This window comes from Rhodoglobus aureus (assembly GCF_039527955.1).
Lineage (GTDB): Bacteria > Actinomycetota > Actinomycetes > Actinomycetales > Microbacteriaceae > Rhodoglobus > Rhodoglobus aureus.
This window is the reverse complement of record NZ_BAAAKW010000030.1, coordinates 90,474-116,647: the sequence shown is the minus strand read 5'-3', so window position 1 is coordinate 116,647 and position 26,174 is coordinate 90,474. Positions and strand designations below refer to the sequence as shown.

At 57.7% G+C, this 26,174-nt stretch carries 23 protein-coding genes; 7 read left to right on the top strand and 16 right to left on the bottom strand.

The genetic code is table 11. The features are described from left to right. Positions 1 to 61: 61 nt before the first annotated feature. Genes ABD112_RS08800 through sufB form a run of 5 tightly spaced genes read right to left on the bottom strand, consistent with a single transcriptional unit; the run spans position 62 to position 4,135 of the window. Positions 62 to 391, bottom strand: coding sequence for a metal-sulfur cluster assembly factor (locus ABD112_RS08800; RefSeq protein ID WP_343925071.1), 330 nt, complete (start codon positions 389 to 391; stop codon positions 62 to 64). Between the two features lie 4 nt (positions 392 to 395). After that, positions 396 to 1,160, bottom strand: a complete 765-nt coding sequence (gene sufC / locus ABD112_RS08795; RefSeq protein ID WP_343925069.1) for a Fe-S cluster assembly ATPase SufC — start codon at positions 1,158 to 1,160, stop codon at positions 396 to 398. A gap of 36 nt (positions 1,161 to 1,196) precedes the next feature. Next, a complete protein-coding gene (locus tag ABD112_RS08790; RefSeq protein ID WP_343925067.1) occupies positions 1,197 to 1,532 on the bottom strand; it encodes a non-heme iron oxygenase ferredoxin subunit in 336 nt (111 codons plus the stop codon). Then, positions 1,529 to 2,716 carry a Fe-S cluster assembly protein SufD gene (gene sufD / locus ABD112_RS08785; RefSeq protein WP_343925065.1) on the bottom strand — a complete coding sequence of 396 codons (1,188 nt, stop codon included), beginning with the start codon at positions 2,714 to 2,716 and terminating at the stop codon, positions 1,529 to 1,531. Before sufD ends, ABD112_RS08790 begins: the two co-directional genes overlap by 4 nt. Further along, the gene (gene sufB / locus ABD112_RS08780) at positions 2,717 to 4,135 is read right to left on the bottom strand and encodes a Fe-S cluster assembly protein SufB (protein ID WP_343925063.1); all 1,419 of its coding nucleotides are present in this window, start codon (positions 4,133 to 4,135) and stop codon (positions 2,717 to 2,719) included. It lies immediately after the preceding gene. A gap of 246 nt (positions 4,136 to 4,381) precedes the next feature. Here sufB and ABD112_RS08775 point away from each other — a divergent pair, with 246 nt between their 5' ends. Then, positions 4,382 to 5,323: a COX15/CtaA family protein gene (locus ABD112_RS08775; protein WP_343925061.1), complete on the top strand. Its 942-nt coding sequence runs from the start codon at positions 4,382 to 4,384 to the stop codon at positions 5,321 to 5,323. A gap of 14 nt (positions 5,324 to 5,337) precedes the next feature. On the opposite strand, the gene ABD112_RS08770 is transcribed toward ABD112_RS08775, so the two are convergent. Then, on the bottom strand, positions 5,338 to 6,258 hold the full coding sequence (locus ABD112_RS08770; RefSeq protein WP_343925060.1) for a heme o synthase: 921 nt from the start codon (positions 6,256 to 6,258) through the stop codon (positions 5,338 to 5,340). 236 nt (positions 6,259 to 6,494) lie between these two features. Here ABD112_RS08770 and tkt point away from each other — a divergent pair, with 236 nt between their 5' ends. From tkt to pgl, 6 genes are read left to right on the top strand one after another with little or no spacing between them, the layout of a single operon-like run. Beyond that, entirely contained in the window at positions 6,495 to 8,588 is a 2,094-nt protein-coding gene (gene tkt / locus ABD112_RS08765) for a transketolase (protein ID WP_343925058.1), read from the top strand. 23 nt (positions 8,589 to 8,611) lie between these two features. Beyond that, positions 8,612 to 9,724 (top strand): transaldolase, encoded by a 1,113-nt coding sequence (tal, locus tag ABD112_RS08760; protein WP_343925056.1) that lies wholly within the window; start codon positions 8,612 to 8,614, stop codon positions 9,722 to 9,724. After that, positions 9,721 to 11,319, top strand: a complete 1,599-nt coding sequence (locus tag ABD112_RS08755) for a glucose-6-phosphate isomerase (RefSeq protein WP_343925054.1) — start codon at positions 9,721 to 9,723, stop codon at positions 11,317 to 11,319. The genes tal and ABD112_RS08755 overlap by 4 nt, the downstream gene beginning before the upstream one ends. A gap of 35 nt (positions 11,320 to 11,354) precedes the next feature. Continuing rightward, on the top strand, positions 11,355 to 12,896 hold the full coding sequence (zwf, locus tag ABD112_RS08750) for a glucose-6-phosphate dehydrogenase (protein ID WP_343925052.1): 1,542 nt from the start codon (positions 11,355 to 11,357) through the stop codon (positions 12,894 to 12,896). Next, complete coding sequence (locus tag ABD112_RS08745) at positions 12,893 to 13,864, top strand: glucose-6-phosphate dehydrogenase assembly protein OpcA (RefSeq protein WP_343925050.1); 972 nt, start codon at positions 12,893 to 12,895, stop codon at positions 13,862 to 13,864. Before zwf ends, ABD112_RS08745 begins: the two co-directional genes overlap by 4 nt. After that, entirely contained in the window at positions 13,864 to 14,667 is an 804-nt protein-coding gene (gene pgl, locus ABD112_RS08740; protein WP_343925048.1) for a 6-phosphogluconolactonase, read from the top strand. The genes ABD112_RS08745 and pgl overlap by 1 nt, the downstream gene beginning before the upstream one ends. A 100-nt stretch (positions 14,668 to 14,767) precedes the next feature. Here pgl and ABD112_RS08735 read toward each other — a convergent pair whose 3' ends face one another. From ABD112_RS08735 to uvrA, 10 genes are all read right to left on the bottom strand, one after another. Then, entirely contained in the window at positions 14,768 to 15,130 is a 363-nt protein-coding gene (locus tag ABD112_RS08735; protein WP_343925047.1) for an RNA polymerase-binding protein RbpA, read from the bottom strand. Positions 15,131 to 15,162: 32 nt separating this feature from the next. Continuing rightward, complete coding sequence (gene secG / locus ABD112_RS08730) at positions 15,163 to 15,411, bottom strand: preprotein translocase subunit SecG (protein WP_343925046.1); 249 nt, start codon at positions 15,409 to 15,411, stop codon at positions 15,163 to 15,165. 46 nt (positions 15,412 to 15,457) lie between these two features. Next, entirely contained in the window at positions 15,458 to 16,255 is a 798-nt protein-coding gene (gene tpiA / locus ABD112_RS08725) for a triose-phosphate isomerase (protein ID WP_343925044.1), read from the bottom strand. Continuing rightward, the gene (locus tag ABD112_RS08720) at positions 16,243 to 17,460 is read right to left on the bottom strand and encodes a phosphoglycerate kinase (RefSeq protein WP_343925042.1); all 1,218 of its coding nucleotides are present in this window, start codon (positions 17,458 to 17,460) and stop codon (positions 16,243 to 16,245) included. Before ABD112_RS08720 ends, tpiA begins: the two co-directional genes overlap by 13 nt. A 12-nt stretch (positions 17,461 to 17,472) precedes the next feature. Continuing rightward, positions 17,473 to 18,480 (bottom strand): type I glyceraldehyde-3-phosphate dehydrogenase, encoded by a 1,008-nt coding sequence (gap, locus tag ABD112_RS08715; protein ID WP_343925040.1) that lies wholly within the window; start codon positions 18,478 to 18,480, stop codon positions 17,473 to 17,475. A 109-nt stretch (positions 18,481 to 18,589) separates the two neighbouring features. Further along, positions 18,590 to 19,216, bottom strand: coding sequence for a superoxide dismutase (locus tag ABD112_RS08710; RefSeq protein ID WP_343925038.1), 627 nt, complete (start codon positions 19,214 to 19,216; stop codon positions 18,590 to 18,592). A 108-nt stretch (positions 19,217 to 19,324) separates the two neighbouring features. Further along, a complete protein-coding gene (gene whiA / locus ABD112_RS08705) occupies positions 19,325 to 20,305 on the bottom strand; it encodes a DNA-binding protein WhiA (RefSeq protein ID WP_343925036.1) in 981 nt (326 codons plus the stop codon). Between the two features lie 45 nt (positions 20,306 to 20,350). Continuing rightward, entirely contained in the window at positions 20,351 to 21,226 is an 876-nt protein-coding gene (gene rapZ, locus ABD112_RS08700) for an RNase adapter RapZ (RefSeq protein WP_343925034.1), read from the bottom strand. A gap of 12 nt (positions 21,227 to 21,238) precedes the next feature. Continuing rightward, entirely contained in the window at positions 21,239 to 23,182 is a 1,944-nt protein-coding gene (uvrC, locus tag ABD112_RS08695) for an excinuclease ABC subunit UvrC (RefSeq protein ID WP_343925032.1), read from the bottom strand. A 73-nt stretch (positions 23,183 to 23,255) separates the two neighbouring features. Continuing rightward, on the bottom strand, positions 23,256 to 26,129 hold the full coding sequence (uvrA, locus tag ABD112_RS08690) for an excinuclease ABC subunit UvrA (protein ID WP_425563815.1): 2,874 nt from the start codon (positions 26,127 to 26,129) through the stop codon (positions 23,256 to 23,258). Positions 26,130 to 26,174: the final 45 nt, after the last annotated feature.

The window sequence follows — 26,174 nt, the reverse complement described above, 5'->3', positions numbered from 1 at the left end:
TTCGTCGCTCGTGTTTTGGCGCACGGTATCGCGACGGCTTCTCGCTACACGAGAACGCTAACTAGATTGAGAACCCCAGGGCACGCATCATGTCGCGACCATCATCCGTGATCTTCTCAGGTCCCCACGGCGGCATCCACACCCAGTTGATGCGGAATGCTTGAACAACATCGTCGAGAGACTGTGCGATCTGCTCTTCAATGACATCAGTCAATGGACATCCTGCCGAAGTGAGCGTCATGCTGATGATGAGCGCATTGTTCTCGGGATCCCAGCTCAGATCATAGATCAGGCCGAGATCGACAATGTTGACGCCAAGTTCAGGGTCCACTACGTCTTTTAGCGCCTCTTCAACCTCGTCGAAGAGCGCGGGAGCCAAAACTGTAGACATACGCTTAGACTACGCTCGTGTCGGTCAAAAATCGATCATAGCCTTCGTTCTCTAGGCGATCTGCAAGCTCAGGACCGCCCTGTTCAGCGACGCGGCCATCGACGAAGACGTGCACGAAATCCGGCTTGATGTACCGGAGGATGCGGGTGTAGTGAGTGATCAATAGCAAGCCAAGACCGGTCGACTCTTGAGCGCGGTTAACACCCTCAGAGACGATCTTGAGCGCGTCAACGTCGAGTCCTGAGTCGGTCTCGTCCAGAATCGCGAATCGTGGCTTGAGAAGTTCAAGCTGCAAGATCTCGTTGCGCTTCTTCTCGCCGCCAGAGAAACCCTCGTTCACATTGCGGTCAGAGAAAGCTTTATCCATGCGCAGTGCCTTCATCGAGGAGTTGACCTCTTTGATCCACGGGCGGAGCGCGGGCGCCTCGCCACTCAGCGCGGTCTTTGCCGTGCGAAGGAAGTCGGCAACTTTGACCCCGGGGATTTCAACCGGGTACTGCATGGCCAAGAAAAGTCCAGCACGGGCACGCGCATCAATGCTCATGTCGAGCACTTCTTCGCCGTCTAGCGTTACCGATCCGCTCTCGACGTGGTATTTGGGGTGGCCAGCGATTGTGTAGGCGAGCGTCGACTTACCTGAGCCGTTTGGACCCATGATCGCGTGGATCTCGCCCTGCTTGATAGTGAGGTTGACACCCTTAAGGATGTGCTTGGTTCCTTGCTCGGTTTCAACGCTGACGTGTAAGTCTTTGACTTGGAGTACTGACATGTGTTTCTTTCCTTAATGGTCTCGTGAGGAGGGCGTTTAGCCCTCGATGGCGACAGTGAGCTCGGGGTCGATGAGAACCCCGCCGTCGTCGTCGATCTTCACTACAAAGACCGGTACAGGTTCATAGGCGGGCAAGCTCAATGGCTTTCCGGTGTCGAGCGAGAACAGCGAGCCGTGTGCCCAGCACTCGATCGCTCCGTCTTCAACAAAACCCTCGGCGAGAGAGATTTCACCGTGGGTGCAGGTATCGCCAATAGCGTGCACCTTTCCGGCTGAATCTTTCACAATCGCAATTGCAGTGCCATCTAGCTCGACCCGATACGCCTTGTTTGGCTCCAGCTCGTCGACCGCGCAGACACGCTGAGCAGTCACGAGAGGGTTCCTTCCAACTCAGCTTCTATCGCTGCCGTGAGGCGAGTCTCCAACTGCTCGTCGCCGACCTTCTGCACAATTTCTGCGAGAAAGCCGATGACAACGAGGCGTCGAGCTTCTACTTCAGAAATTCCCCGAGCCTGCAGGTAGAAGAGCTGTTCATCGTCGAAACGACCAGTTGCGCTTGCGTGGCCGGCACCTTGGATATCACCGGTCTCGATTTCGAGGTTCGGAATCGAATCCGCGCGAGTGCCTTCAGTGAGCACCAGGTTGCGGTTCTGTTCGTAGCTGTCGGTGCCAGCACCTTCACGGCCGATCAGAACATCGCCAACCCAAACAGTGCGCGCTCCTTCGCCTTGCAGCGCGCCCTTGTAGTTCACGCGGCCGCGCGTATGCGCCGCCTTGTGGTGCATGTAGACGCGCTGTTCGAGGTGCTGACCCTTGTCAGCAAAATAGAGGCCGTTAAGGTCGCAATCCGAGCCTTCTCCCGAGAGGTGCACCGATGGATTGACTCGAACAACTTTTCCGCCAAGCGACACAATCGTGTGTTTGAGGTGTGCGTCGCGGCCAACCTGAGCGAAGTGGCTAGCGAGGTGGATCGCCTCCTCGTCCCAGTCGTGAACGTTGACAAAGTTGAGCGTTGCGCCCTCTTCTACGACGACTTCAACATTCTCGCTGAGTAGGGCTTGACCAGCCGAGTCGATGATGACCGTGCTGTTGCTGTGCGGTCGCGCTGTGATCACGGTGTGCGCTGCTCGCGCTGCACTCCCGAGTTCCGTGCGAGTCAAGCGCAGTGTTACGTGTTCTTCGCTTGTCACGGTGATCGCTAGTGCCTGCTCGAAACTTGACCACGCATTTGCGGATGCTCGCTCTTCAGGAGCACCGGCAGTGGCAATTCGCTTGTCATCCCTGGCGACCCATTCAACGACAACGCCATCAGGCGCGTTCGCTTCGAATGGATAGTGCGCGCCGTCGAGGGCATCATCAAGCAAAGGCTTGATGAGCTTTACTGGCGTGAGCTTCCAGTCAGCTTCTATTCCGGTTACCGGAGCGAAGTCGGCGTGCTCAAAAGATTTGGGGCGCGCTGAGCGCGTCTGAACGGGAACGAAACCTTTTTCGTTCGCGTCCCATCCACCATCGCTGTGAGCTTTGAATCCATGTTGTTCTGGTGTAACGATGGTCATTTAGCCGACGGATCCTTCCATGCTCAGTTCGATGAGCTTATTGAGTTCGAAGGCGTACTCCATGGGCAGTTCGCGCGCGATGGGCTCGATAAATCCTCGAACGATCATCGCCATCGCTTCGTCTTCCTGCATCCCGCGAGACTGCAGGTAAAAGAGTTGCTCGGCGCTCACTTTGGATACGGTCGCTTCATGGCCAAGCTGAACGTCATCCACTCGGATGTCGATTGCCGGATACGTGTCAGATCGAGAGATGGTATCGACCAAGAGCGCGTCGCAACGCACTGTGTTGGCGGAGTGATGAGCTTTCTCATCCACGCGAACTTCACCGCGGTAGCCTGCACGACCACCACCACGAGCTACCGACTTCGAGACAATCGAGGACGTCGTGTACGGCGCCATGTGGATCATTTTCGCGCCGGCATCTTGGTGCTGACCAGGGCCAGCGAAAGCAACCGAAAGCGTTTCGCCCTTTGCGTGCTCGCCGACGAGGTAGATCGACGGGTACTTCATGGTGACCTTGGAGCCGATGTTTCCATCGATCCACTCCATAGTTGCACCTTCATGTGCGATCGCGCGCTTGGTAACGAGGTTGTAGACGTTGTTCGACCAGTTCTGAATTGTCGTGTACCGAACGCGAGCGTTCTTTTTCACGATGATTTCGACTACCGCAGAGTGAAGCGAGTCCGACTTGTAAATCGGAGCCGTGCAACCCTCAATGTAGTGAACATAAGAACCCTCGTCAGCAATGATCAGGGTGCGTTCAAACTGCCCCATGTTTTCAGTGTTGATGCGGAAGTAAGCCTGCAACGGAATCTCGACATGGACGCCCTTAGGAACGTAAACGAAAGAGCCCCCCGACCACACGGCAGTGTTCAACGCCGCGAACTTGTTGTCGCCAGCAGGAATGACTGCGCCAAAGTACTCGTCAAAGAACTCCGGGTGCTCGCGCAAAGCAGTATCGGTGTCCATGAAGATGACACCCTTGGCTTCGAGTTCAGCATTGATGGAGTGGAAGACGACTTCAGACTCGTACTGTGCGGCTACGCCGGAGACGAGACGATTGCGCTCTGCCTCGGGAATACCCAGTTTTTCGTAGGTGTCCCGAATGTCTGCGGGAAGGTCTTCCCACGTCTGCGCTTGCTTCTCCGTGGAACGGACAAAATATTTGATGTTGTCGAAGTCGATTCCCGAGAGGTCTGCACCCCATTTCGGCATCGGTTTGCGGCCGAAGAGCTCGAGACCTTTTAGACGCTTCTTCAGCATCGATTCTGGCTCGTTCTTCAGCGTTGAGATGTCGCGGACGACTTCTTCGTTGATGCCTCGTCGTGCAGAGGCTCCTGCAACGTCGGAGTCGGCCCAGCCGAACTCGTACTGGCCTAAGCCGTTGAGTTCCGGACGATCAATCAGCACGTCGGACATTGGTACCTCTTTTCTTGCCCCTATCAACCAAGGTGGCTGCGTTGGCATTCCCTCGCACAGCACATTGCCGGGAATATTTCGTGAGGTACGCGTGCACTGTGAAAAAACACTATGCGGGCGAACTTAGACTGAAACAGGACAAGCAAGGCATTACCTCGCTGTCATCATTGACTTCCCGGCGTGGGCTGTGTTCCTGAACGCAATCCATTCTACAGGCAGAAGCCCGAAATAACAGGAGGTACGGCCGTGAATGCCGTCATCGCACGATTGCCCCAGTCTGTAAGCACGCGTGTGCGTTTTTTTGCAGTGACTTCTCTCGTGATTCAGATTCTCATCGTCGCCACCGGCGGAGCAGTTCGTCTCACCGGTTCAGGCCTCGGATGCCCGACCTGGCCACTGTGTACAGACGCTTCGCTCATTGCAACCCCTGAGATGGGTTTGCACGGCGCGATCGAATTCGGCAACCGCTTGTTGTCGATCGTCGTGGGGTTTGTCGCAATTCTGATGGTGCTGATGCTCATCCGTCTTCGGCGTGAACGCCGAGACCTGATGACTCTGGCGCTCGTCATCCTCGGCGGCACTGTGCTTCAGGGGCTAATTGGTGGTCTCTCCGTGCGTGTTCAGCTCGACCCGAGCGTCGTCGGCGTACATTTTGCAATCTCGACAATTCTCGTCGCGGTAAGCGCCGCGCTCGTTTACCGGGTGTGGGTGGGACCCCGAGGCGAGCAGGTGACCGTGTCGCGCCCGATCGCGATTCTCACGCACGTCACCAGTTTGCTCGTCGCCGTGACCGTGATCGCCGGAATCCTTACTACAGGGGCTGGTCCGCACGCTGGCGATGACGGCTCCGCACGCAATGGCCTAGATGCCAGCATCCTGCAGCACGTTCATAGCTGGCCAGGGTACGCACTCATTGCCTCGACACTGCTGCTCGTGATCGTGCTCGCCATTAACGGCCATCGCCGCATCATGGATTTTGCCGTACTGCTGCTGGCTCTTGAGGCTATTCAAGCGCTCATTGGCATTATTCAGTCCCGGAGTGGTCTGCCGATTGTGTTGGTTGGCAGCCACATGATCATTGCCTGCGGAATTGCAGCGATGATGACCGTTGTCGTGCTGTCGCTGCGTTCGACTTCGGCTCAGCAGGATGAATCGATCACCCCTGACGCAGCGTTGGCTACCCGCTAGTTACCGAGATGATCTTAGAACGGAAGCAGCGGGTCGATACCCACTGCGAGAAACACGAGTGTCAGGTAACTGATCGAGCTGTGGAAGACGCGCATGGCCTTAACCTCGCCGTGGCGAATCGCCGTTGAGTACAGGCGGTGCGACTCGACAATGAACCACGCACCACTGCCGGCAGCAACCACCGTGTAGACGATGCCCATGTCGGCTACCGGCACGAGAAGCAATGAGCAGACCACCGTTGCCCACGCATACAGGATGACCTGAAGTCCGACAGCAGCGCGGCCGCGCACTACTGCGAGCATCGGCACGCCGACCGACTGATACTCGGCCCGGTACTTCATTGACAACGGCCAATAGTGCGGGGGCGTCCAAAGAAATACGACGGCGAAGAGCACGAGTGACGCCCACGACAGATCGCCAGTAACAGCTGCCCATCCGATGAGAACCGGCATGCAGCCTGCGATTCCGCCCCAGATAATGTTCTGCGGCGTGCGGCGCTTCAGCAGCAGTGTGTATACGAAAACATAGAAGAGAATCGCGAACAGTGACAAGCCTGCGGCGAGCCAGTTCGTCAGCACTCCAAGCCACACAACGGAGCCGACGCCCGTGACCCACGCGAACACGAGTGCTTCCCTGTCGGTCAACTCCCCCGTGACCAGTGGACGGTTCTTAGTCCGGGCCATCACCCGATCAATATCGCGGTCGATGTAGCAGTTGAATGCGTTTGCTGACGATGCACTGAGAATTCCGCCAACGAGAGTCGCTAGTACAAGCCACAGGTTCGGGATGCCGTTTGCGGCAAGCACCATGACCGGCACAGTCGTCACGAGCAAGAGTTCGATCACCCGCGGCTTCGTGAGCGCCACATAGGCAAGAGTCTTACGGAGGATGCCGATGCGTTCGTGCTGCGTTCGGGCTTCTAGAGTGACATCCATACCTACGATTCTAAGCCGCTGGAGAAATTGCGCTGACCGTGAACGTAGCAAGGCGGCGTTCACCTGCTCGGTTCCCTATACTTGGGTTGCCCGCCTCTCGGTGGCCACGCCCACGCACCGCGTTTACGCAGCTGGGTCAATCCACTGAGCGAGCCAATGATGTCGCGTGGCGGGCTGTTCATGTGCCCCGATCGTTCGCGGTCAGGCACTTCGCTTGCAGAAGGGTCATTATTCTCGTGGCAGCTTTTCAATGGGATCACATCGACAACAAAGCGGTAGATACCGCTCGAATTCTTGCGGCTGATGCTGTTGAGAAGGTAGGTAACGGGCATCCCGGTACCGCGATGAGTTTGGCGCCTGCCGCCTATTTGCTCTTTCAGAAGGTGATGCGTCGCGATCCAAGCGATGATCAATGGTTGGGACGCGACCGTTTTATCCTCTCGGTCGGTCACAGCTCGCTTACTCAGTACGTTCAACTCTACCTCGGAGGCTACGGCCTCGAGCTCGATGACCTCAAGGCGCTTCGCACCTGGGGCTCGCTCACACCAGGTCACCCCGAGTATGGCCACACCAAGGGCGTCGAGATCACGACTGGTCCCCTCGGCCAGGGCATTGCATCGTCAGTCGGTTTCGCTTACGCCGCTCGTTTTGAGCGCGGACTCTTCGACCCCGAGACCGAAGCAGGGCAAAGCCCCTTCGATCACTTCGTCTACGTCATCGCCGGAGACGGCGACCTGCAAGAGGGCGTATCTTCTGAAGCGTCGTCGCTCGCGGGTCACCAGAAGCTTGGCAACCTCATTGCTATTTATGACAGCAACCAGATTTCGATCGAAGACGATACCAATATCGCCTTCACCGAAGACGTGAACATGCGATACGAGGCCTACAACTGGCACGTTCAGGTTGTTGACTGGAAGAAGACTGGCGAATACGTCGAAGACGTCGAAGCCCTCAATGCCGCGATCGAAGCGGCCAAAGCCGTCACCGATCAGCCATCCTTGATCATCCTGCGCACCATCATTGGGTGGCCTGCGCCCAGTAAGCAGAACACGGGAAAGATCCACGGATCGGCCCTCGGCGCAGAGGAGCTTGCCGGCACCAAGAAGGCACTGGGCTTCGACCCCGAGAAGAGCTTTGTCGTTGACGATGACGTGATTGCTCACACGCGTCTGGCTGTCGAGCGCGGCAAGCAAGAGCGTGCTGACTGGACCGAAACCTTTGACAAATGGGCCAGGGCAAATCCTGAGCGCAAAAAGCTGCTCAACCGAGTTCTTGCCGGCGAGCTTCCGGAAGGAATAAGCGAGGCACTCCCCCAGTTCGAAGCTGGCAAAGACGTATCGACTCGCGCAGCAAGCGGCAAGGTGCTCGGCGCTCTTGGGGCGGTAATGCCAGAGCTGTGGGGCGGCTCGTCAGACCTCGCAGAGTCAAACCTCACCACTATCGCCGGGGGAAAGTCGTTCATCCCGAGCGAGCACTCCACTGGAGAGTGGAAAGGAAACGAGTACGGCCGCGTGCTGCACTTCGGCATCCGCGAACACGCAATGGGCGCGATCATCAACGGAATCGTCTTGCACGGTAACACCCGCGCATTCGGCGGTACGTTCCTGATCTTCAGCGACTACATGCGCCCAGCAGTGCGATTGGCTGCGCTCATGGCCGTTCCGTCGATCTTCGTGTGGACTCATGACTCGATCGCGCTTGGCGAAGACGGTCCCACCCACCAGCCGATTGAACAACTCGCGAGCCTGCGCATGATCCCGGGTCTCGATGTTGTGCGTCCCGCCGATGCAAACGAGACGGCGTGGGCATGGAAGACGATCCTTGAGCGCCGCAACGGCCCAGCTGGTATCGCACTTACCCGCCAGAATATTCCGGTATTTGAGCGCGGTGAGGGCGACGCCAGCGGTGAGACCTTCGCTTCGGCATCCAACGTTGCTCGTGGCGCATATGTGCTTGCGGAGGCACCTAACGGAACTCCAGACGTCATCCTGATCGCCACCGGCTCTGAAGTTCAGCTTGCTGTCGAAGCACGCGAGACCCTCAAGGCCGACGGCATCAACGCACGCGTTGTTTCGGCACCGAGCCTCGAATGGTTCGCCGAGCAGTCAGCGGAATACCGCGAGTCGGTATTGCCTTCTACTGTGCGTGCACGCGTATCGGTCGAAGCCGGAGTCGCCACTGGATGGCGCGAGTATGTCGGCGACGCAGGTCGCAGCATCTCGATCGATCACTTTGGCGCATCAGCTGACTACAAAACTCTGTTCCGTGAGTTTGGCATCACCACCGAGGCCGTAGTGGCCGCAGCACGCGATTCTTTGGATGCCGTCTAGGCATTCCGAAAAAGGAGACAATAATGACTAACGAAACCCCCACCACCGCACTCTCCAATCTCGGAGTGAGCATCTGGCTTGACGATCTGTCGCGCGAGCGCATCAACTCGGGCGGCCTTGAGTCGCTTATCGAGTCGCGCAATATCGTAGGCGTAACGACTAACCCAACGATCTTCGCTTCGGCGTTGGCCAAGGGCGAGGCATACGACGAGCAGGTTGCCGCTCTTGCCGCTGAAGGTAAGACAGTTACTGAAGCAGTATTCGAGATCACTACCGACGATGTTGCTGCCGCTAGCGACATTTTCCGCCCCGTCTACGATGCGACTGGCGGCCGTGATGGCCGGGTGTCGATTGAGGTTGAGCCTGGGCTCGCGCACGATGCCGCAGGCACCATTGCTCAGGCACAGCAGTTGTGGGCAAAGGTTGGCCGCGAGAACGCAATGATCAAGATCCCCGCGACGGTTGAGGGACTTGAGGCGATTACTGAGACGATTGCTGCGGGAATCAGCGTCAACGTCACCCTCATTTTCAGCCTCGCTCGCCACCGCGACGTTATCGAGGCGTACCTGGCCGGACTTGAGAAGGCGAAGGCCGCAGGCCACGACCTTTCGAAGATCCACTCGGTCGCTTCGTTCTTTGTGTCGCGTGTCGACACAGAGATTGACAAGCGTCTTGACGCGATCGGCACTGACGACGCCAAGGCGCTCAAGAGCAAGGCCGGCGTTGCAAACGCTCGCCTCGCGTACCAGTTGTACGATGCAGCTTTCTCAACCGAGCGCGCTCTGGCACTGATTGCCGCCGGCGCCAACAAGCAGCGCCCGCTGTGGGCATCGACCGGTGTGAAAGACCCGAGCCTGCCAGACACTCTGTACGTCACAGAGCTCGCGGTCGACGAGACAGTAAACACCATGCCGGAGAAGACCCTCGAAGCGACTTTCGATCACGGTGTAATCACCGGCGAACAGGTCACCGCTAACTACGACGCTGCGAACATCACTCTTGACGCATTGACTGCTCTGGGCATCTCGTACGACGAGGTCACTGAGCTCCTTGAAAAGGAGGGCGTAGAGAAGTTCATCGTCTCGTGGAACGAATTGCTCGACACAGTTTCGGCAGCTCTCGAGGCAGCAAAATGAGTGTCAAACTCGCCGTCTCTGGTGCTGCGGCTCGCGCCGCAGAGCGCCTTGTTCCGCAGCTCGTCAACGATCTGGTTGCCAGCCGCATAACCGGTGGAGATGCAACGCTGTGGGGCCAAGAGGCCGAAGAAGAGTCGGCCAAGCGACTGGGTTGGGTTGAGGCAGTTTCCGTTGGTCGCCCGCTCGTTGACGACATCTACGCACTTCGCGACAAACTTCGCGCTGATGGAATCAATCACTTTGTTCTCGGTGGAATGGGCGGTTCTTCACTCGCCCCAGAAGTGATCACGCGCACCTATGGTGTCGAGCTCACTGTTCTCGACTCCACCGATCCCGCGCAGGTGCTCAGCGCTCTTGGCGATCGCCTAGCGACTACTGCGGTTGTCATTTCGTCGAAGTCTGGCTCAACCCTTGAGACTGACTCTCAGAAGCGCATTTACGAGAAGTACTTCACGGATGCCGGGATCGACCCGCGTGAACGAATAATTATTGTCACGGATCCAGGTTCGCCGATGGATGCCGCCGCTCGTGAAGCTGGGTACCGCGTATTCAACGCAGATCCCAACGTCGGTGGCCGCTACTCCGCGCTAACCGCATTCGGTCTTGTTCCGTCTGGACTCGCAGGCGTCGACCTCAACGAGCTCCTCGATGAGGCAGAGGCCGTCATGGTGGAGCTCGCGGTTGATGAGCGCCACAATCCCGGGCTGATCTTGGGCGCCGCAATCGCGGGTACCGACCCGCTCAAAGACAAGCTTGGCATTGTCGCTGACGGCACCCACATCCTCGGCTTCGGCGACTGGGCAGAACAACTTATTGCCGAGTCAACGGGCAAACTGGGAAAAGGACTCCTTCCGGTAGTACTGAAAACAGACTCCCCCGAGATCGCTGAAGGGCTTGACGACCTGCAAATTGTTCGTTTGGTTCGTGACTGGGACGAGACGAAAGAGGTCATTGAAGGGGAAATCGAGATTGCGGGTTCGCTTGGCGGACAACTGCTCCTCTGGGAGTACGCAACGGTGGTTGCCGGTCGTATTCTCGGGATCAACCCGTTTGACCAGCCAGATGTTGAAGCGGCCAAGATCGCCGCTCGAGAACTTATCGACAATCCGGTTCCGCCAACGGCCCCCGCCTTCACGGTTGGCGACATCGAAGTTCGTGGCACTGACGATGTCGTGGCCGATAGCAGCGACCTTGCCGGGGTTATCTCCTCACTTCTTTCCTACCTAGATGACGATGGATATGTGGCAATTCAGGCGTATGCCGATCGCATCGCGTACCCAGGGTTGGCTGAGATCCGTGAGCGCGCCGCAGCGCGAGCTAAGCGTCCTGTTACCTTCGGGTGGGGTCCACGGTTCTTGCACTCCACCGGACAGTTCCACAAGGGCGGACCTGCTGTTGGTGTCTTCCTTCAGATCATCACGGTCGAAGAGACCGATTTGCAGATCCCTGACCGTCCATTCACTTTCGGACAGTTCATCCGCGCGCAGGCTGCGGGCGACGCCAGCGTACTTGCTGCGCACGGTCGACCTGTATTGAGCCTGACGGTCACGAATCCCAAGGTTTCGCTGCCGCTGTTGCTCGACGCGATCGGATAGCAGCCGCATTTTCGTGCTGCACACAGAGGAGAAGCATGTCCCCCGTTGAAATCAGCGCCGAGTTTAACCCGTTGCGGTTGAGTTCTGACCGCAGGCTTAACCGCATTGCGGGTCCAAGCGCTCTGGTTATTTTTGGTGTCACAGGCGACCTGTCGCGCAAGAAGTTGATGCCGGCTGTGTACGACCTCGCCAATCGGGGTCTGCTTCCCCCTGGCTTTGCTCTCGTCGGGTTCGCCCGACGTGACTGGGAGGATCAGGATTTCGAAAAGGTGGTTCACGATGCTGTAAAACAGTACGCGCGCACCCCTTTTGATGAGGATGTGTGGAAGCAACTTGCACAGGGAATTCGTTTTGTGCAGGGCGAGTTCGATGACGCTTCAGCATTTGAACGGCTCAAGACAACGCTGGAGGGCCTCGACCGGGAACGCGGAACCATGGGTAACCATGCGTTCTATCTGTCGATTCCACCGAAGTCTTTCCCGCAGGTTACCGAACAACTTCGCAGTTCTGGACTAGCCGAACAGCGGGATGGCCAGTGGAGCCGTGTCGTAATTGAAAAGCCATTCGGTAGCGACCTGAAGACCGCCCGCGAACTCAACGATGTCGTGGAATCCGTTTTCCCGCCAGACAGCGTTTTTCGTATCGACCATTACCTCGGCAAAGAGACCGTTCAGAATATTCTGGCGCTGCGTTTCGCCAATCAGCTCTACGAACCTCTCTGGAACTCAAACCACGTCGATCATGTGCAGATCACGATGGCTGAAGACATCGGGGTTGGTGGCCGCGCCGGCTACTACGACGGCATCGGTGCTGCTCGGGACGTCATCCAGAATCACCTCCTGCAACTTCTCGCCCTGACCGCAATGGAGGAGCCAGTATCCTTCGATGCCGCTGACCTGCGCGCCGAGAAGGAAAAAGTTCTTTCAGCGGTCCGACTTCCTTCTAATCTCTCGGAGCACACCGCACGTGGGCAGTACGCAGGTGGCTGGCAAGGTGGCGAAAAGGTTGCTGGTTTCCTTGACGAAGACGGAATGAATCCAGAATCGATGACGGAAACCTATGCCGCGATTCGGCTCGACATCGGCACCCGTCGCTGGGCCGGAGTCCCGTTCTATCTTCGTGCTGGAAAGCGCCTCGGTCGTCGCGTCACGGAGATCGCTGTCGTCTTCAAGCGAGCTCCACAATATCTCTTCGAAGAGAGCCGGACGTCTGCGCTCGGCCAGAACGCGCTCGTTATTCGAGTCCAGCCCGATGAGGGCGTCACAATCCGGTTCGGTTCAAAAGTTCCCGGCGCCGAGATGCACGTTCGGGATGTCACCATGGACTTTGGATACGGCCACGCATTCACTGAGGCAAGCCCGGAAGCCTATGAGCGCCTTATCTTGGATGTATTGCTCGGCGATCCTCCCCTGTTTCCTCGCCACGAAGAAGTCGAACTGAGCTGGAAGATTCTCGATCCCATCGAGGAGTTCTGGGAAACGCAGGGAGCACCCGAGCAGTATCGGCCTGGAACTTGGGGACCGAAGTCTGCCGATGATCTCATGGCGCGCGACGGACGAGTTTGGAGACGACCATGATCGTAGATCTGCCGAACACCACCACAGCCAAGATTTCAAAGGCGCTTGTCCGCATCCGCGAGGAAGGCGGCGCCGTTGCGCTCGGTCGCGTGCTGACTCTCATCATCGCTACAGAATTTGGCAATGAAGAAGAGGCGATCCAGGCCGCAAATGACGCATCTCGTGAGCACCCCATGCGTGTGCTGGTGGTATCGACCAGCGGTACAGCAGCCGACAGCGAGGAAGAATCGCGCGTAGATGCACAGATTCGCGTCGGCGGCGATGCCGGCGCGAGCGAGGTTATCGTCGTCACCGCGCATGGAGACGCCGCTCTCGACCAAGAGAGTCTCGTCACCGGGTTGTTGTTGCCTGATGCGCCAGTCGTCGCCTGGTGGCCCGGTGAGGCGCCTGCCAGTGCCTCAGAGTCTCCTCTAGGCCGAATAGCTCAGCGTCGCATCACCGATGCCGCCTCCAATGCCAACCCCCTGGACGCCATGCACCGCATGTGCAAAACCTACGTTCCGGGCGACACCGACTTTGCCTGGACAAGGCTCACCCTGTGGCGCGCGCAACTCGCGGCAGTGCTTGATCAGCCACCATTCGAGCCGATCACTGCCGTCACCGTTAGTGGCGCGGCCGATTCGCCGTCGACGATGCTCCTAGCGGCATGGCTGCAAATGCAACTCGAGCTAAAAGTGTCTCTTGAGGTGGCTGACCGTTCGCCAGTGCCCTCTGGTATCCACGCGGTCATCATGGAACGCAAATCAGGTACCATCACGCTCGAGCGCAACATTGTGAGCATCGCAACCCTCACGCAGCCAGATCAGCCTGTTCACGACATCTCGCTGCCACGTCGCAACCTGCGTGACTGCCTGGCGGAGGAGCTGCGGCGTCTCGATCCTGACAGCCTCTTTGGTGACGTGGTCCGTCGCGGAGTGAGCGAAATCACCGGTGTTGAGATCGACACCTCGACGAAGGCGAAGAACTAGTGAGTAATGAGCGGCGTGCAATTGTCCATTCAACGAAGCCAGAGCTAGCCAAGGCCGTAGCCAAGCGTTTTCTCTCCAAAGTTCCCCACATCATTGCTGAATTCGATGAGGCGACTGTCGTGCTCACCGGTGGCACGATGGGCCAGGCAGTGCTCGAAGCAATCAACGGTTCCCCCAAGCGCGATGCAGTGGATTGGTCGCTCGTCAACTTCTGGTGGGGCGATGAGCGGTGGTTGCCTGCAGGAGACCCTGAACGCAACGATGTGCAAGCGCGAAAGGCGCTGCTCGACCACGTTTCGGTTGACGCCGCACGCGTTCACCCCTACGCCGCCTCAGACGCCGGTGTGAGCTTGGATGACGCGGCAGAGGCCTACTCGCAAGAGTTGGCAAACCATGCCGCACGCTCGGGTAAATACCCCAACTTTGACATCGTTTTCCTTGGGGTGGGCCCAGACGGGCACATTGCATCGCTCTTCCCGGAACGCGAAGGTATCCGCGAGACAGAGCGCACGGTGATTGCCGTTCGCAACTCCCCCAAGCCGCCGAACGAGCGACTCAGCTTGACCCTGAGAGTGATCAACTCTTCCGTGCGCATTTGGGCTGTGGTTGCCGGGAGCGACAAGGCATCAGCACTAGGCCTGACTCTCGCTGGAGCCAGCTACAACGAAGTACCAGCTGCCGGCCTTGAGGGTCGCCGCAAGACATTGTTCTTTGTGGACTCGGATGCTGCTGCACAAGTTCCCGACTCCCTGATCGATCCAGGTGAGTTCTGGACGAGCGCGGACTCGACCGACGAACATTAGTCGCGTTAACCAAGTGATGGGCCCTACCCGATTCGGTTGGGGCCCATCACTTTAAGTCTGTGAGCAGTCTTTCGAGGCTGTCAGCAACTTCGCGCGTTGGCTAGGAACTTACTGTTCCGCGACGAGTGCGCAGTTGAAGGAGTGCTTCGTCTAGCAACTCAGTTGCTTCGTCGTCGCTGCGGCGCTCTTTCACATAGGCGAGATGCGTCTTGTATGGCGCGAGTTTTGCCACCAAAGGAGGATTTTCCTTGTCACGGCCAGCAGGAAGCCCAGACGACGGACAATCAATCGTCTCGGGGACGTCTTCGTCTGGAAGGTTTGCCGCAAACGAGCGCACCGTCTCATTGCCTAGAGCATCCCAGTATGAAACCTGAATGCGCTCGGCATGGAAGCCACGATCTTGTTCACCCATGGGACCCGCGCCAACGCGCGATCCGCGAATTGCACTACCGCCTGATGCCACTATGTTCCCTTGTTTCGTGAGGCTGAAGGTTCTTACGCGCCGTTGAACTTGGTGATGAGACCGAGGACAACGATGCAGCTGATCCACACGATTCCGAGGATCACCGTAATGCGGTTCAAGTTGCGTTCGGCAACTCCCGATGCGCCGAGGTTGGATGTTACTCCCCCACCGAACATATCGGAGAGACCTCCACCGCGACCGCGGTGGAGCAGGATAAGAAGTGTGAGCAGCAAGCTCGTTAGCCCGAGCAATACTTGCAACACAACTTGGAGAATTTCCACAAAGAACCTTTCGAACAGGCCGTACAGGCCTCGAACAGTATAACGTCTACGTGCCGACGTGCTTGGAGAAGCGCGAAATGCTTGCGAATTCGGCGACATCGAGGCTTGCACCGCCGACGAGAGCGCCATCAATGTTGGGCTCCCGCATCAAGCTAGCAATGTTCGCCGACTTAACCGAACCGCCGTAAAGAATTCGAGTCGCTGCGGCGACATCGTCGCCCAGGACTTCTGCGAGGGTTTCGCGGAGTCGAGCAGCAACTTGCTCAGCTTGCTCAGGGGTTGCGGCCTTGCCGGAACCGATTGCCCATACAGGCTCATAGGCGACAACGATCTCAGGCGAGCCCGAGATTCCAACCAGCCCAGCTTTGAGCTGAGCAACAGGTACAGCGCTGGGACCGTGCTGCTCGAGGTCATCGGCAGTCTCGCCTACGCAGAGAACCGGAACGAGGCCGTGCGTCAGGGCAGCGGAGACCTTGCGTGAGAGCTGCTCATCGGTTTCTCCGTGCATCGTGCGACGCTCAGAGTGACCGACCAAAACGTAGCGGCAGTCGAGCGACGAGAGAAACGCACCCGAGATCTCGCCTGTGTACGCACCCGACTCGTGCTCAGAAAGGTCTTGGCCACCGAAACGGACGTCAAGCTTGTCTGCTGCGATGAGCGTCTGAACAGAACGCAGGTCGGTGAAGGGCGGGAACACAGCGACTTCGGCGCCATCGACACCGAAGTCGTGATTAGCATCTTTCAGAGTCCACGCTAGCTTTTGTACGAACGCGATCGACTGAAGATGGTCAAGATTCATCTTCCAATTGCCCGCGATCAGGGGAACACGCTTTAGCTTTGCCATCCAAGTACCTCCAGTCCAGGAAGCGGCTTGCCTTCGAGGAACTCGAGGCTCGCTCCACCACCCGTAGAAATGTGACCAAACTGGTCGTCGTCAAAACCTAGTGCACGAACAGCCGCAGCGGAGTCGCCTCCACCGACCACTCCAAAGCCCTCAGTCTTCGTCAGGGCTTCCGCTATTGCGTGGGTTCCTGCTGCGAATGCTGGGAACTCGAATACACCCATCGGACCGTTCCAGAACACCGTCTTGGATGCTCGAACAACTTCTGCGAATCGAAGAGCCGTTTCGGGGCCGATGTCGAGGCCAATGCCATTCGAGCCGAATTCGGTGTTCTCGATCTCGTCTGCGGCAGTCACCGTATGAGCCGCGTCAGGCCCGAACGACGCGGCTACGACGACATCCGTCGGGAGAATGATCTCGACGCCGAGTTCCTTCGCTTGCGCGAGATACTTCGTTACTGTCTCCAGTTGATCTGCCTCAAGCAGACTTGCGCCGACTTTGTGGCCCTGTGCAGCTAAGAAGGTAAAGAGCATCCCTCCGCCGACGAGGAGCGAATCCACGCGTGGAAGAAGCGAGCCGATGACGTCGAGCTTGTCAGACACCTTTGAGCCGCCCAAGACAACCGTGTATGGCCGTTCAGGGGTCACCGTCAGGCGCTCGAGAACATCAAGTTCGGTCTCGATGAGCAATCCAGCGGCACTCGGCAAGATCTTGGCAAGCTCGAAAACACTTGCTTGCTTGCGATGCACAACCCCAAAACCGTCAGAGACGAACGCGTCGCCGAAGCGAGCGAGCTTGCCAGCAAACTCTTCGCGTTCCGTCTCTGACTTGGAGGTTTCACCCGAGTTGAATCTCAGATTCTCAAGCAGCGCTACGCCACACTCATCGAGCTCCGCAACAGCTTGCTCGGCAGCGTGTCCCACGGTGTCCTTGGCAAAGACGACTGCCTTGCCGAGAAGTTCCGAGAGACGCTGAGCGACCGGCTCAAGGCTGTACTGCGAATCCGGTTCCCCGTCGGGACGACCGAGGTGCGACACGATAACAACTCGTGCACCCTCGTTGATGAGAGCGTTGAGGGTCGGTAGCGAAGCGCGAATTCGACCGTCGTCGGTAATCTGGCCGTCCTTAAGCGGGACATTCAAATCACATCGGACGATGACGCGCTTTCCACGGAGATCCGATAGCGCTGAAAGAGTTCTGAGGCTCATATTCGTCGGGGGTTAGAGGCGTTCGCCGACGTACTCTGCAACGTCAACGAGACGGTTGGAGTAGCCCCATTCGTTGTCGTACCACGATGCGACCTTGACCTGGTTGCCGATTACCTTGGTGAGACCGGCATCAAAGATCGAGGAGTGCGGGTCGCCAACAATGTCGCTCGAAACGATCTCGTCTTCGGTGTACTTGAGGATGCCCTTGAGGGGACCCTCAGCTGCGGCCTTGTACGCGGCGTTGATCTTTTCGACCGTGACCTCGGACGACGTCGTGATCGTGAGGTCGGTGATCGAACCGGTAATTACAGGAACGCGCAGTGCGTAGCCGTCGAGCTTGCCGACGAGCTCCGGAAGTACCAAGCCGAGCGCCTTCGCTGCACCAGTCGACGTCGGGATGACGTTCTGCGCAGCGGCGCGAGCCCGACGCAGGTCTCCGTGAGGACCATCCTGAAGATTCTGGTCAGCGGTGTACGCGTGAACCGTAGTCATGAATCCGGTGTCGATGCCGAAGTTATCCATGAACACCTTGGCCAACGGCGCAAGGCAGTTGGTGGTGCACGAAGCATTCGAGATGATGTTATGGACGGCGGGGTCGTAGTCGCCCTCGTTGACTCCGAGAACAACTGTTGCGACGCCATCGCCTGATGCAGGAGCCGAGACGATTACCTTCTTGGCGCCCGCGGCGATGTGCTTGGCGGCATCCACCGACTTGGTGAAGTGACCGGTCGATTCAATAACGATGTCAACGCCCAACTCGCCCCAGGGCAGGTTGGAAGGGTCACGCTCTGCGAAAACCTTGATCGCAGTTCCGTTCACGACGATCTGATCGTTGTCGAACGTTACCTCTGCGTCGAGACGACCGGTGATCGTGTCGTACTTGAGGAGATGCGCGAGAGTTTTGTTGTCTGTGAGGTCATTGACCGCAACGATTTCGATGTTGCTGCCCTTGGCCATAGCTGCTCTAAAGAAGTTGCGACCAATGCGACCGAACCCATTGATACCGATTTTTACGCTCACTGTTGCTCCAGAAAATCAGGCGTCTAGGACGCGTCTTGCTGTAGTGGTGGGGTGATGCTATCTAGCGGAGACAGGGCTGAAGCCGGGGCCTAACCCGGCCACGATGCCGCTACGAGAGTAGCAGCAGACCGTTTGTCTTCGAGCGCGCGGCGCTGAAGCGGTCTTGAACGTTAGCCCAGTCAACGATGTTCCAGAACGCCTTGACATAGTCAGCACGCACGTTCTTGTAATCGAGGTAGTACGCGTGCTCCCAGACATCGAGCATCAACAGCGGCACGATGCCCGCAGGCAAGTTGCCCTGTTGGTCAAAGAACTGAACGATGATGAGGCGCTCTCCGATGGAGTCCCAAGCGAGCACAGCCCAACCCGAACCCTGAACGCCCATGGCGGTGGCGGTGAAGTGCGCGGTGAACTTGTCGAACGATCCAAAGTGGTCGTTGATCGCGCTCTCGAGGTCGCCCGTGGGCTTGTCTCCACCATTCGGCGACATGTTGGTCCAGAAGATGGAGTGGTTGACATGTCCGCCGAGGTTGAAGGCGAGGTCTTTCTCAAGCTTGTTTACGTTTGAGAGATCCCCGGAATCCCGAGCGTCAGCAAGGCCTGAGATGGCAGCGTTTGCGCCGGTCACATAGGCCTGATGGTGCTTGCTGTGGTGCAGCTCCATGATCATTGCGCTGATGCTGGGCTCAAGCGCTGTGTAGTCGTACGAAAGTTCGGGAAGGGTGTATTCAGCCATCGGAAGTCCTCCTGGAATCTTGAATCCTGCGCGGCTGGCAAGCACGAACAGGCCGTTGCTTCCAGTCTAACCACGTCCATACGACACTCGTGCCGCATCGAGAGAACGCTAAGCTTCCTCCAACTCGGGGGGCAGGTTTGCTTCAGTTCCCGCCACACCGAGGTCGCTAGCTCGCTTGTCGGCCATCGCCAGCAAACGTCGAATGCGCCCGGCAACTGCATCCTTGGTCATTGGCGGATCAGCGTGATGTCCGAGCTCATCAAGGCTCGAATCGCGGTGACTCAAACGCAGTTCGCCCGCGTAACGCAAATGCTTGGGCACGTCGTCGCCCAAAATTTCGAGGGCACGCTCGACGCGAGCACACGCTGCGACCGCAGCCTGAGCAGAGCGGCGCAGGTTTGCGTCGTCGAAGTTCACGAGGCGGTTCGCCGTCGCTCGAACTTCGCGACGCTGACGCAGTTCGTTCCAGCTGACAACTGTTGTCTCGGCCCCCATGATGGTGAGCATTGCGCTGATAGCCTCACCATCGCGAACGACGACTCGGTGCACACCGCGCACCTCACGAGCTTTGGCAGCAACCCGGAGCCGGCCGGCTGCGCCGACAAGCGCCATTGCGGCTTCGTTGCCAGGGCACGTCACTTCAAGTGCCGCGGAGCGGCCAGGATCAGTGAGTGATCCGGCAGCCAAGAAGGCGCCACGCCACACGGCAGCAAGTTCGCCCCGCCCACCCGTGGTCACACGGTTGGGGAGCCCGCGAATTGGTCGGCGTCGAGCATCCAGGAGCCCGGTTTGACGCGCAAGGGTCTCTCCCCCGTCAAGAACTCGCACCAAAAGATTATTTGAGCGACGCCCACCAGATGATGCGACGCGCGACACCTCGGAGCGCACACCGTAGAGTTCGGCGATGTCGCGTCGCACTCGACGAGCGAGAAGTTCAGTTTCTAGTTCAGACTCGACGGCGATGCGTCCCGAAATCAGGTGCAGTCCACCCGAGAAACGCAGAATCGTTGCGAGTTCAGCCGCGCGCTCGGTGGTCTTGCCCAACTGAATCCGTGCCAGTTCGTCTTTTACTTCAGCAGTTAATGCCACTAACTGGCCTTTCTTTCAGGATGACGGTCTTCATGGATGAGTAATCTACTCTCGTCCGCGATCCCGATGCTTGATGCTTACCGCTACTCCGGGCAAGCCGCTCAGAATCGCTGACAGTTCTTCTGCAATCGCAACCGACCGATGCTTGCCACCGGTACAGCCGATCGCGATCGTTGCGTGCCGCTTATTCTCGCGCTGGTATCCAGCGAAAACAGGTTCAAGCGCTCGTGCATAGTCTGCAATGAACTCTTGTGCTCCGGTTGCCCCTACCACGTACGCGCGCACTCGTTCATCGAGTCCGTCGAGTGCTTTGAGTTCAGGCATCCAAAAAGGATTGGGCAAGAACCTGCAGTCAGCCACCATATCGGCGTCTGCTGGAAGGCCATACTTAAATCCAAAGCTCTCAATAGTAATACGCAAACCCGCATCGTTTTCCGCGGAGAACTTCTCGATGATTGTCGTTGCTAGCTGGTGGATGTTCAGATCAGAAGTGTCGATGATGATGTCGCTGCTGGCACGAATCTCAGCCATCCGCCTGCGTTCTGCGGCAATTCCGTCGAGCGGAGTGCCTTCCTCTTGAAGCGGATGTGGCCGTCGGACCTGTTCAAAACGACGCACCAACGCGGCATCTTCTGCGTCAAGAAATAGCACTCTGAGTGAGGTTGATCCACGGAGAGACTGGATGGCTTCTTGCGCGTCTGAGAAGTGTTTTCCTCCGCGCACATCGATGATGGCGGCCACGCGAGGCAGAGAGTCCCCCACTCGGTGAGCGAGGTCGACAAGAGGAAGCAACATCTGGGGCGGGAGGTTGTCGACGACATACCAGCCGAGATCTTCTAGAGCATTGCCGACGGTTGATCGACCGGCACCTGACATGCCAGTCACGATGAGCATCTCTTGCTGTTCGATAACAGGTTTCATGGTGCTCCCAGACTACCCGAGGTCGGGCGGGGCGAGCTTCTGGATAATGGCGTCGGCAGTCGACGTGCCAATCCCGGGCACCTCAATGATCTGCTCAGCAGAGGCCGCCCTGAGCCGAGCCACCGATCCAAAGTGCTGGAGGAGAGCTTTGATCCGCGTTGGGCCGAGGCCCGGAACCGTCGCGAGAACTGATGACACATCTTTGGAACGCCGCTGACGTTGATGAGTAATTGCGAACCGGTGCGCTTCGTCTCGCAATCGCTGGATCAAAAACAGTGCGTCGCTATTGCGCGGAAGGATGACGGGAAAGTCTGCATTCGGGAGCCAGATCTCTTCGAGCCTCTTTGCTATGCCCGCAAGTTGGATGCCTGAAACTCCGGACTCTTCTAACGCCCGCTGAGCGGCCGATACTTGAGGCTGACCACCATCAACAATGAGCAGTTGTGGCGGATAGGCAAACTTTGCAGATGCCGCCGGTTGGTGGTTCAACTCCAACTGCGCGTTGGCATCAGGTGCGGCGCCGGCTGCTGTCTCGGGAGCAACCGCAGGAGTTGTCTCTGGCACGGTAGCCCCGACCGCAAGGTACGCGAGCCTGCGCTTGAGAACCTGGTAGATCGAATCTGTGTCGTCAGTGGTTTCCGCGATGTTGAACCGTCGGTAGTGCTGCTTCTTCGGCAGCCCATCCTCAAACACCACCATTGACGCGACAACGTTGGTTCCCGACAGATGGGAGACGTCGAAACACTCCATACGCAGTGGGGCCTCAGCCATGCCAAGCGCGTCCTGGATATCCGCCAACGCCTGAGAGCGTGCCACAAAATCGCCGCTGCGTTTCGACTTGTAGAGCATCAACGCGTTCTTCGCATTCGTCTCAACAGTCTGCGCGAGCGCCGCCTTCTCGCCGCGCTTAGCTACCCGCAAACGCGCTCGAGCACCTACTCCCTTTCGTTGCGTCAACCACTCTTCCAGCGCCGTACTGTCTTCAGGCAGTGCCGGCACGAGAACGTCGGGTGGAGGAGACGTATCGTCGTAGGCATTCTGGAGCACAGACTCCACAAGCCCACCGAGATCAACATCGAGCTCCTTGTCGACGACCCAGCCGCGCACCCCACGAATTCGGCCACCTCGCACGACGAACTGCTGCACAGCGGCGGCCAGCTCGTCGTGGGCGATTCCGAAGAAGTCTGCATCGACATCTTCTGACAGCACGATCTGGTTCTTCGCCAGTGCCGTCTCCATCGCACCAATCTGATCCCGATAGCGAGCAGCAGATTCGTAGTCCTGAGTTGCCGCGGCCTGACTCATCCGTTCACGAATAGATTTGAGCATCCGCGAATCGTTGCCAGCCATGAACGACGCAAAATCGAGGGCTATCGACTTGTGTTCCTCAAGCGTGACCCGGCCGACACACGGAGCCGCACACTTTCCGATGTCGCCGAGAAGGCAGGGGCGCCCCGTCTGTTGTGCTCGCTTGTAGACCGATGGTGAACAACTGCGCATCGGAAAAGCCTTGAGCATCACATCGACAGTGTCGCGAATAGCCCACGCACGCGAATATGGACCAAAATAGCGGGCATTGGGCAGGCTGCGATTGCGAGTCACCAGAACGCGAGGCACAGCATCGCCCATGGTGATAGCAAGATATGGGTACGACTTGTCGTCCTTGTACTGGACATTGAACGGTGGATCGAACTCTTTGATCCAGGTGTACTCCAGCTGCAGTGCTTCGAAGTCGTTGCCCACGATTGTCCACTCAACATTCGTAGCAGTGAGCACCATGCGGCGAGTGCGCTCGTGCAACGAAGACAACGGAGCGAAATAGTTGCTGAGTCGCGAACGCAAGTTCTTGGCTTTGCCCACATACAGCACCCGTGTGCGTTCATCAATGAAACGGTAGACACCAGGCTGCGCCGGAATATCACCCGCTCGCGGGCGCCAACTGACTGTTTCAGCCATTCCGCTCCCCTTTGCACCTAGACACGGTCTCTGCACCAAACACAGTATTCACACTAGACATCCGGTGGTCCCGCTAGACACGGTTGCCGCTAAGCACCTCTGCGAGGAACTGCCCGGTATGGCTATCTTTGACCTTCGCAAGCTTCTCTGGCGTGCCAGTGAATAGCAGTTCACCACCACCAGCACCACCCTCGGGGCCAAGATCAATGATCCAGTCCGCGGACTTAATCACATCGAGATTGTGTTCAATCACGATGACGGTATTTCCCTTATTTACCAAGCTGTTGAGCACCAAAAGCAGCTTGCGCACATCCTCGAAGTGCAAACCAGTTGTTGGCTCGTCTAGTACGTAGATGCTGCGACCCATCGACCGTTTCTGCAGTTCGGTAGCGAGCTTCACCCGTTGCGCCTCTCCACCAGAAAGTGTGGTCGCACTTTGTCCGAGTCGGACGTAACCGAGCCCGACTTCTTCAAGCGTCTTGAGATAGCGGTGGATGCTCGATATAGCCTCGAAAAACTCTGCAGCTTCGCTAATGGGCATGTCGAGTACTTCGGCGATGTTCTTCGACTTGTATTTGACGGCGAGCGTGTCGCGGTTGTAGCGCGCTCCCCCACACACTTCGCAGGCGACGTAAACGTCAGGCAGAAAGTTCATCTCGATCTTGATCGTGCCGTCACCGGAGCAGTTCTCGCAGCGACCACCCTTCACATTGAAGCTGAAACGGCCGGGAAGGTAGCCACGTGCTTTGGCATCCCCAGTTTCGGAGAAGAGCGTGCGGATCTTGTCGAATACGCCCGTGTATGTCGCGGGGTTAGAACGCGGTGTGCGACCAATGGGATTTTGGTCAACGTGCACAACCTTGTCGAGGTTCTCGAGCCCAGTCACACGAGTGTGCTTGCCAGGAATCTGACGCGCACCATTGAGCTCGTTGGCAAGCACTTTGTACAGAATGTCGTTGACAAGGCTTGATTTGCCAGACCCGCTGACGCCGGTCACCGCGGTAAATGTGCCGAGAGGAAATTTTACAGTCACGTTCTGGAGGTTGTTGGCTCGAGCGCCCTCGACAGTAACTTGCCGTTCGCGGTCAATCGGTCGACGCTTCTTCGGCGTCTCAATTGCTCTGCGGCCGGATAGGTAGTCAGCGGTGATCGACTTCGTGTTCTTCAACAAGTCGACGTAGGAACCAGAGTGAACGACCTCACCACCGTGCTCGCCGGCGCCTGGCCCGATGTCAACAATCCAATCGGCAGTTCGAATGGTGTCTTCGTCGTGCTCAACGACAATAAGGGTGTTGCCGAGATTCTTTAGCTTGACGAGGGTCTCGATCAATCGGCGGTTGTCTCGCTGGTGAAGACCGATGCTTGGCTCATCAAGCACATACAGAACGCCCGTGAGCCCTGACCCAATTTGAGTAGCGAGTCGGATGCGCTGCGCTTCGCCACCGCTCAACGTTGCGGCTGCACGCGCAAGATTGAGATAGCTCAGTCCGACCTCGACCAAGAACTCCAGCCGAAGTCGGATCTCGCGCAATACCTGGGCTGCAATGCGAGCATCGCGCTCGGAGAGCGTGATGCCGTTCATGAAGCCATACGCATCGCTCAGACTCAGTTCGCAAATGTCAGAGATGTTGCGGTCAGCAACAGTCACCGCGAGTACTTCTGGTTTGAGACGTTTGCCGTTACACACAGGGCAAGGAATTTCGCGCAGATAAGCGGCGTGACGCTGGCGTTGCACGTCAGTCTCGGCCTCGAGATATTTGCGTTCGATGTAGGGAATTACGCCCTCGAACCCTGTGGAATACTTCATCTCTCGGCCATAGCGGTTCTTCCACTTGACGGAAACCTTGAAGTTGTTGCCGGTGAGAATTGCGTCACGAACGTCTTCGGGAAGCTCGCCCCAAGGTGTGTGGAGCGAGAAGTCCAGATCTAACGCCAAGCCGCCGAGGAGCTTTTCAAAATAGTTGTAAAGGCCTTTGCCGGAGTTGGTCCACGGCAAGATTGCGCCCTCTGACAGGCTTACCGAGTCGTCGGCGATGAGAAGATCGGCGTCGATCGACATGCGCGTCCCCAGACCCGAGCACTCTGGGCAGGCGCCAAACGGGGCGTTGAACGAGAATGTTCGTGGCTCAATTTCGGTGAGCTGAATCGGATGATTATTCGGGCACGACAGCTTCTCGGAGAAGGAGCGCCAAGCAGCCTGACCCTCTTCGTCAACGAAGTTGATCGCAACAGTTCCGTCGGTCAGCCGAAGCGCCGTCTCGAGTGAGTCAGTCAGACGGGTGAGGATGTCGTCGTTTGCCACAAGGCGGTCGACGACCACAGAAATATCGTGCTTGACCTGCTTCTTCAGCTTGGGTGGATCGTTCAGCTGAACAACTTCGCCGTCAACTAACGCACGCGAGTATCCGCTCGAGGTTAGTTCGGCAAAGAGATCGACGAACTCGCCCTTTTTCTGCGAAACAACCGGGCTCACAATCTGGTAGCGCGTGCCGCTCTCTAACTTCATGAGTTGATCAGCGATCTGTTGAACCGACTGGCGTTCGATCTTTTCGCCGCAGATGGCACAGTGGGGCACCCCGATACGAGCCCACAAGAGCCGCATGTAGTCGTAGATCTCAGTGATCGTGCCTACGGTTGATCGAGGGTTGCGGTTTGTCGACTTTTGGTCAATTGATACAGCCGGGCTCAGACCTTCGATGAAGTCGACGTCAGGACGGTCAACCTGACCAAGAAACTGGCGTGCGTACGCGGAAAGCGATTCAACGTAGCGGCGTTGACCCTCGGCGAAGATCGTGTCGAACGCGAGGCTCGATTTTCCTGATCCGGAGAGACCAGTAAAGACAACGAGCGAATCGCGGGGTATTTCGAGGTCAACATTCTTGAGGTTGTGAACTCGAGCGCCACGGACGCTGAGGTGAGAATTGGGGATCGACTGAGCAGTAGTCACTCTCACTATTCTACGGAGACCACTGACATTGCCTGAACGTTTGCC

Bases quoted from the DNA above. Each gene is read 5' to 3' on its own strand.
- uvrC (WP_343925032.1), bottom strand. From the start codon at position 23,182: ATGGCTGAAACAGTCAGTTGGCGCCCGCGAGCGGGTGATATTCCGGCG.
- sufC (WP_343925069.1), bottom strand. From the start codon at position 1,160: ATGTCAGTACTCCAAGTCAAAGACTTACACGTCAGCGTTGAAACCGAG.
- ABD112_RS08800 (WP_343925071.1), bottom strand. From the start codon at position 391: ATGTCTACAGTTTTGGCTCCCGCGCTCTTCGACGAGGTTGAAGAGGCG.
- ABD112_RS08770 (WP_343925060.1), bottom strand. From the start codon at position 6,258: ATGGATGTCACTCTAGAAGCCCGAACGCAGCACGAACGCATCGGCATC.
- ABD112_RS08745 (WP_343925050.1), top strand. From the start codon at position 12,893: ATGATCGTAGATCTGCCGAACACCACCACAGCCAAGATTTCAAAGGCG.
- zwf (WP_343925052.1), top strand. From the start codon at position 11,355: ATGTCCCCCGTTGAAATCAGCGCCGAGTTTAACCCGTTGCGGTTGAGT.
- sufD (WP_343925065.1), bottom strand. From the start codon at position 2,716: ATGACCATCGTTACACCAGAACAACATGGATTCAAAGCTCACAGCGAT.
- ABD112_RS08710 (WP_343925038.1), bottom strand. From the start codon at position 19,216: ATGGCTGAATACACCCTTCCCGAACTTTCGTACGACTACACAGCGCTT.
- tal (WP_343925056.1), top strand. From the start codon at position 8,612: ATGACTAACGAAACCCCCACCACCGCACTCTCCAATCTCGGAGTGAGC.
- ABD112_RS08720 (WP_343925042.1), bottom strand. From the start codon at position 17,460: ATGAGCCTCAGAACTCTTTCAGCGCTATCGGATCTCCGTGGAAAGCGC.
- tpiA (WP_343925044.1), bottom strand. From the start codon at position 16,255: ATGGCAAAGCTAAAGCGTGTTCCCCTGATCGCGGGCAATTGGAAGATG.
- ABD112_RS08755 (WP_343925054.1), top strand. From the start codon at position 9,721: ATGAGTGTCAAACTCGCCGTCTCTGGTGCTGCGGCTCGCGCCGCAGAG.
- sufB (WP_343925063.1), bottom strand. From the start codon at position 4,135: ATGTCCGACGTGCTGATTGATCGTCCGGAACTCAACGGCTTAGGCCAG.
- rapZ (WP_343925034.1), bottom strand. From the start codon at position 21,226: ATGAAACCTGTTATCGAACAGCAAGAGATGCTCATCGTGACTGGCATG.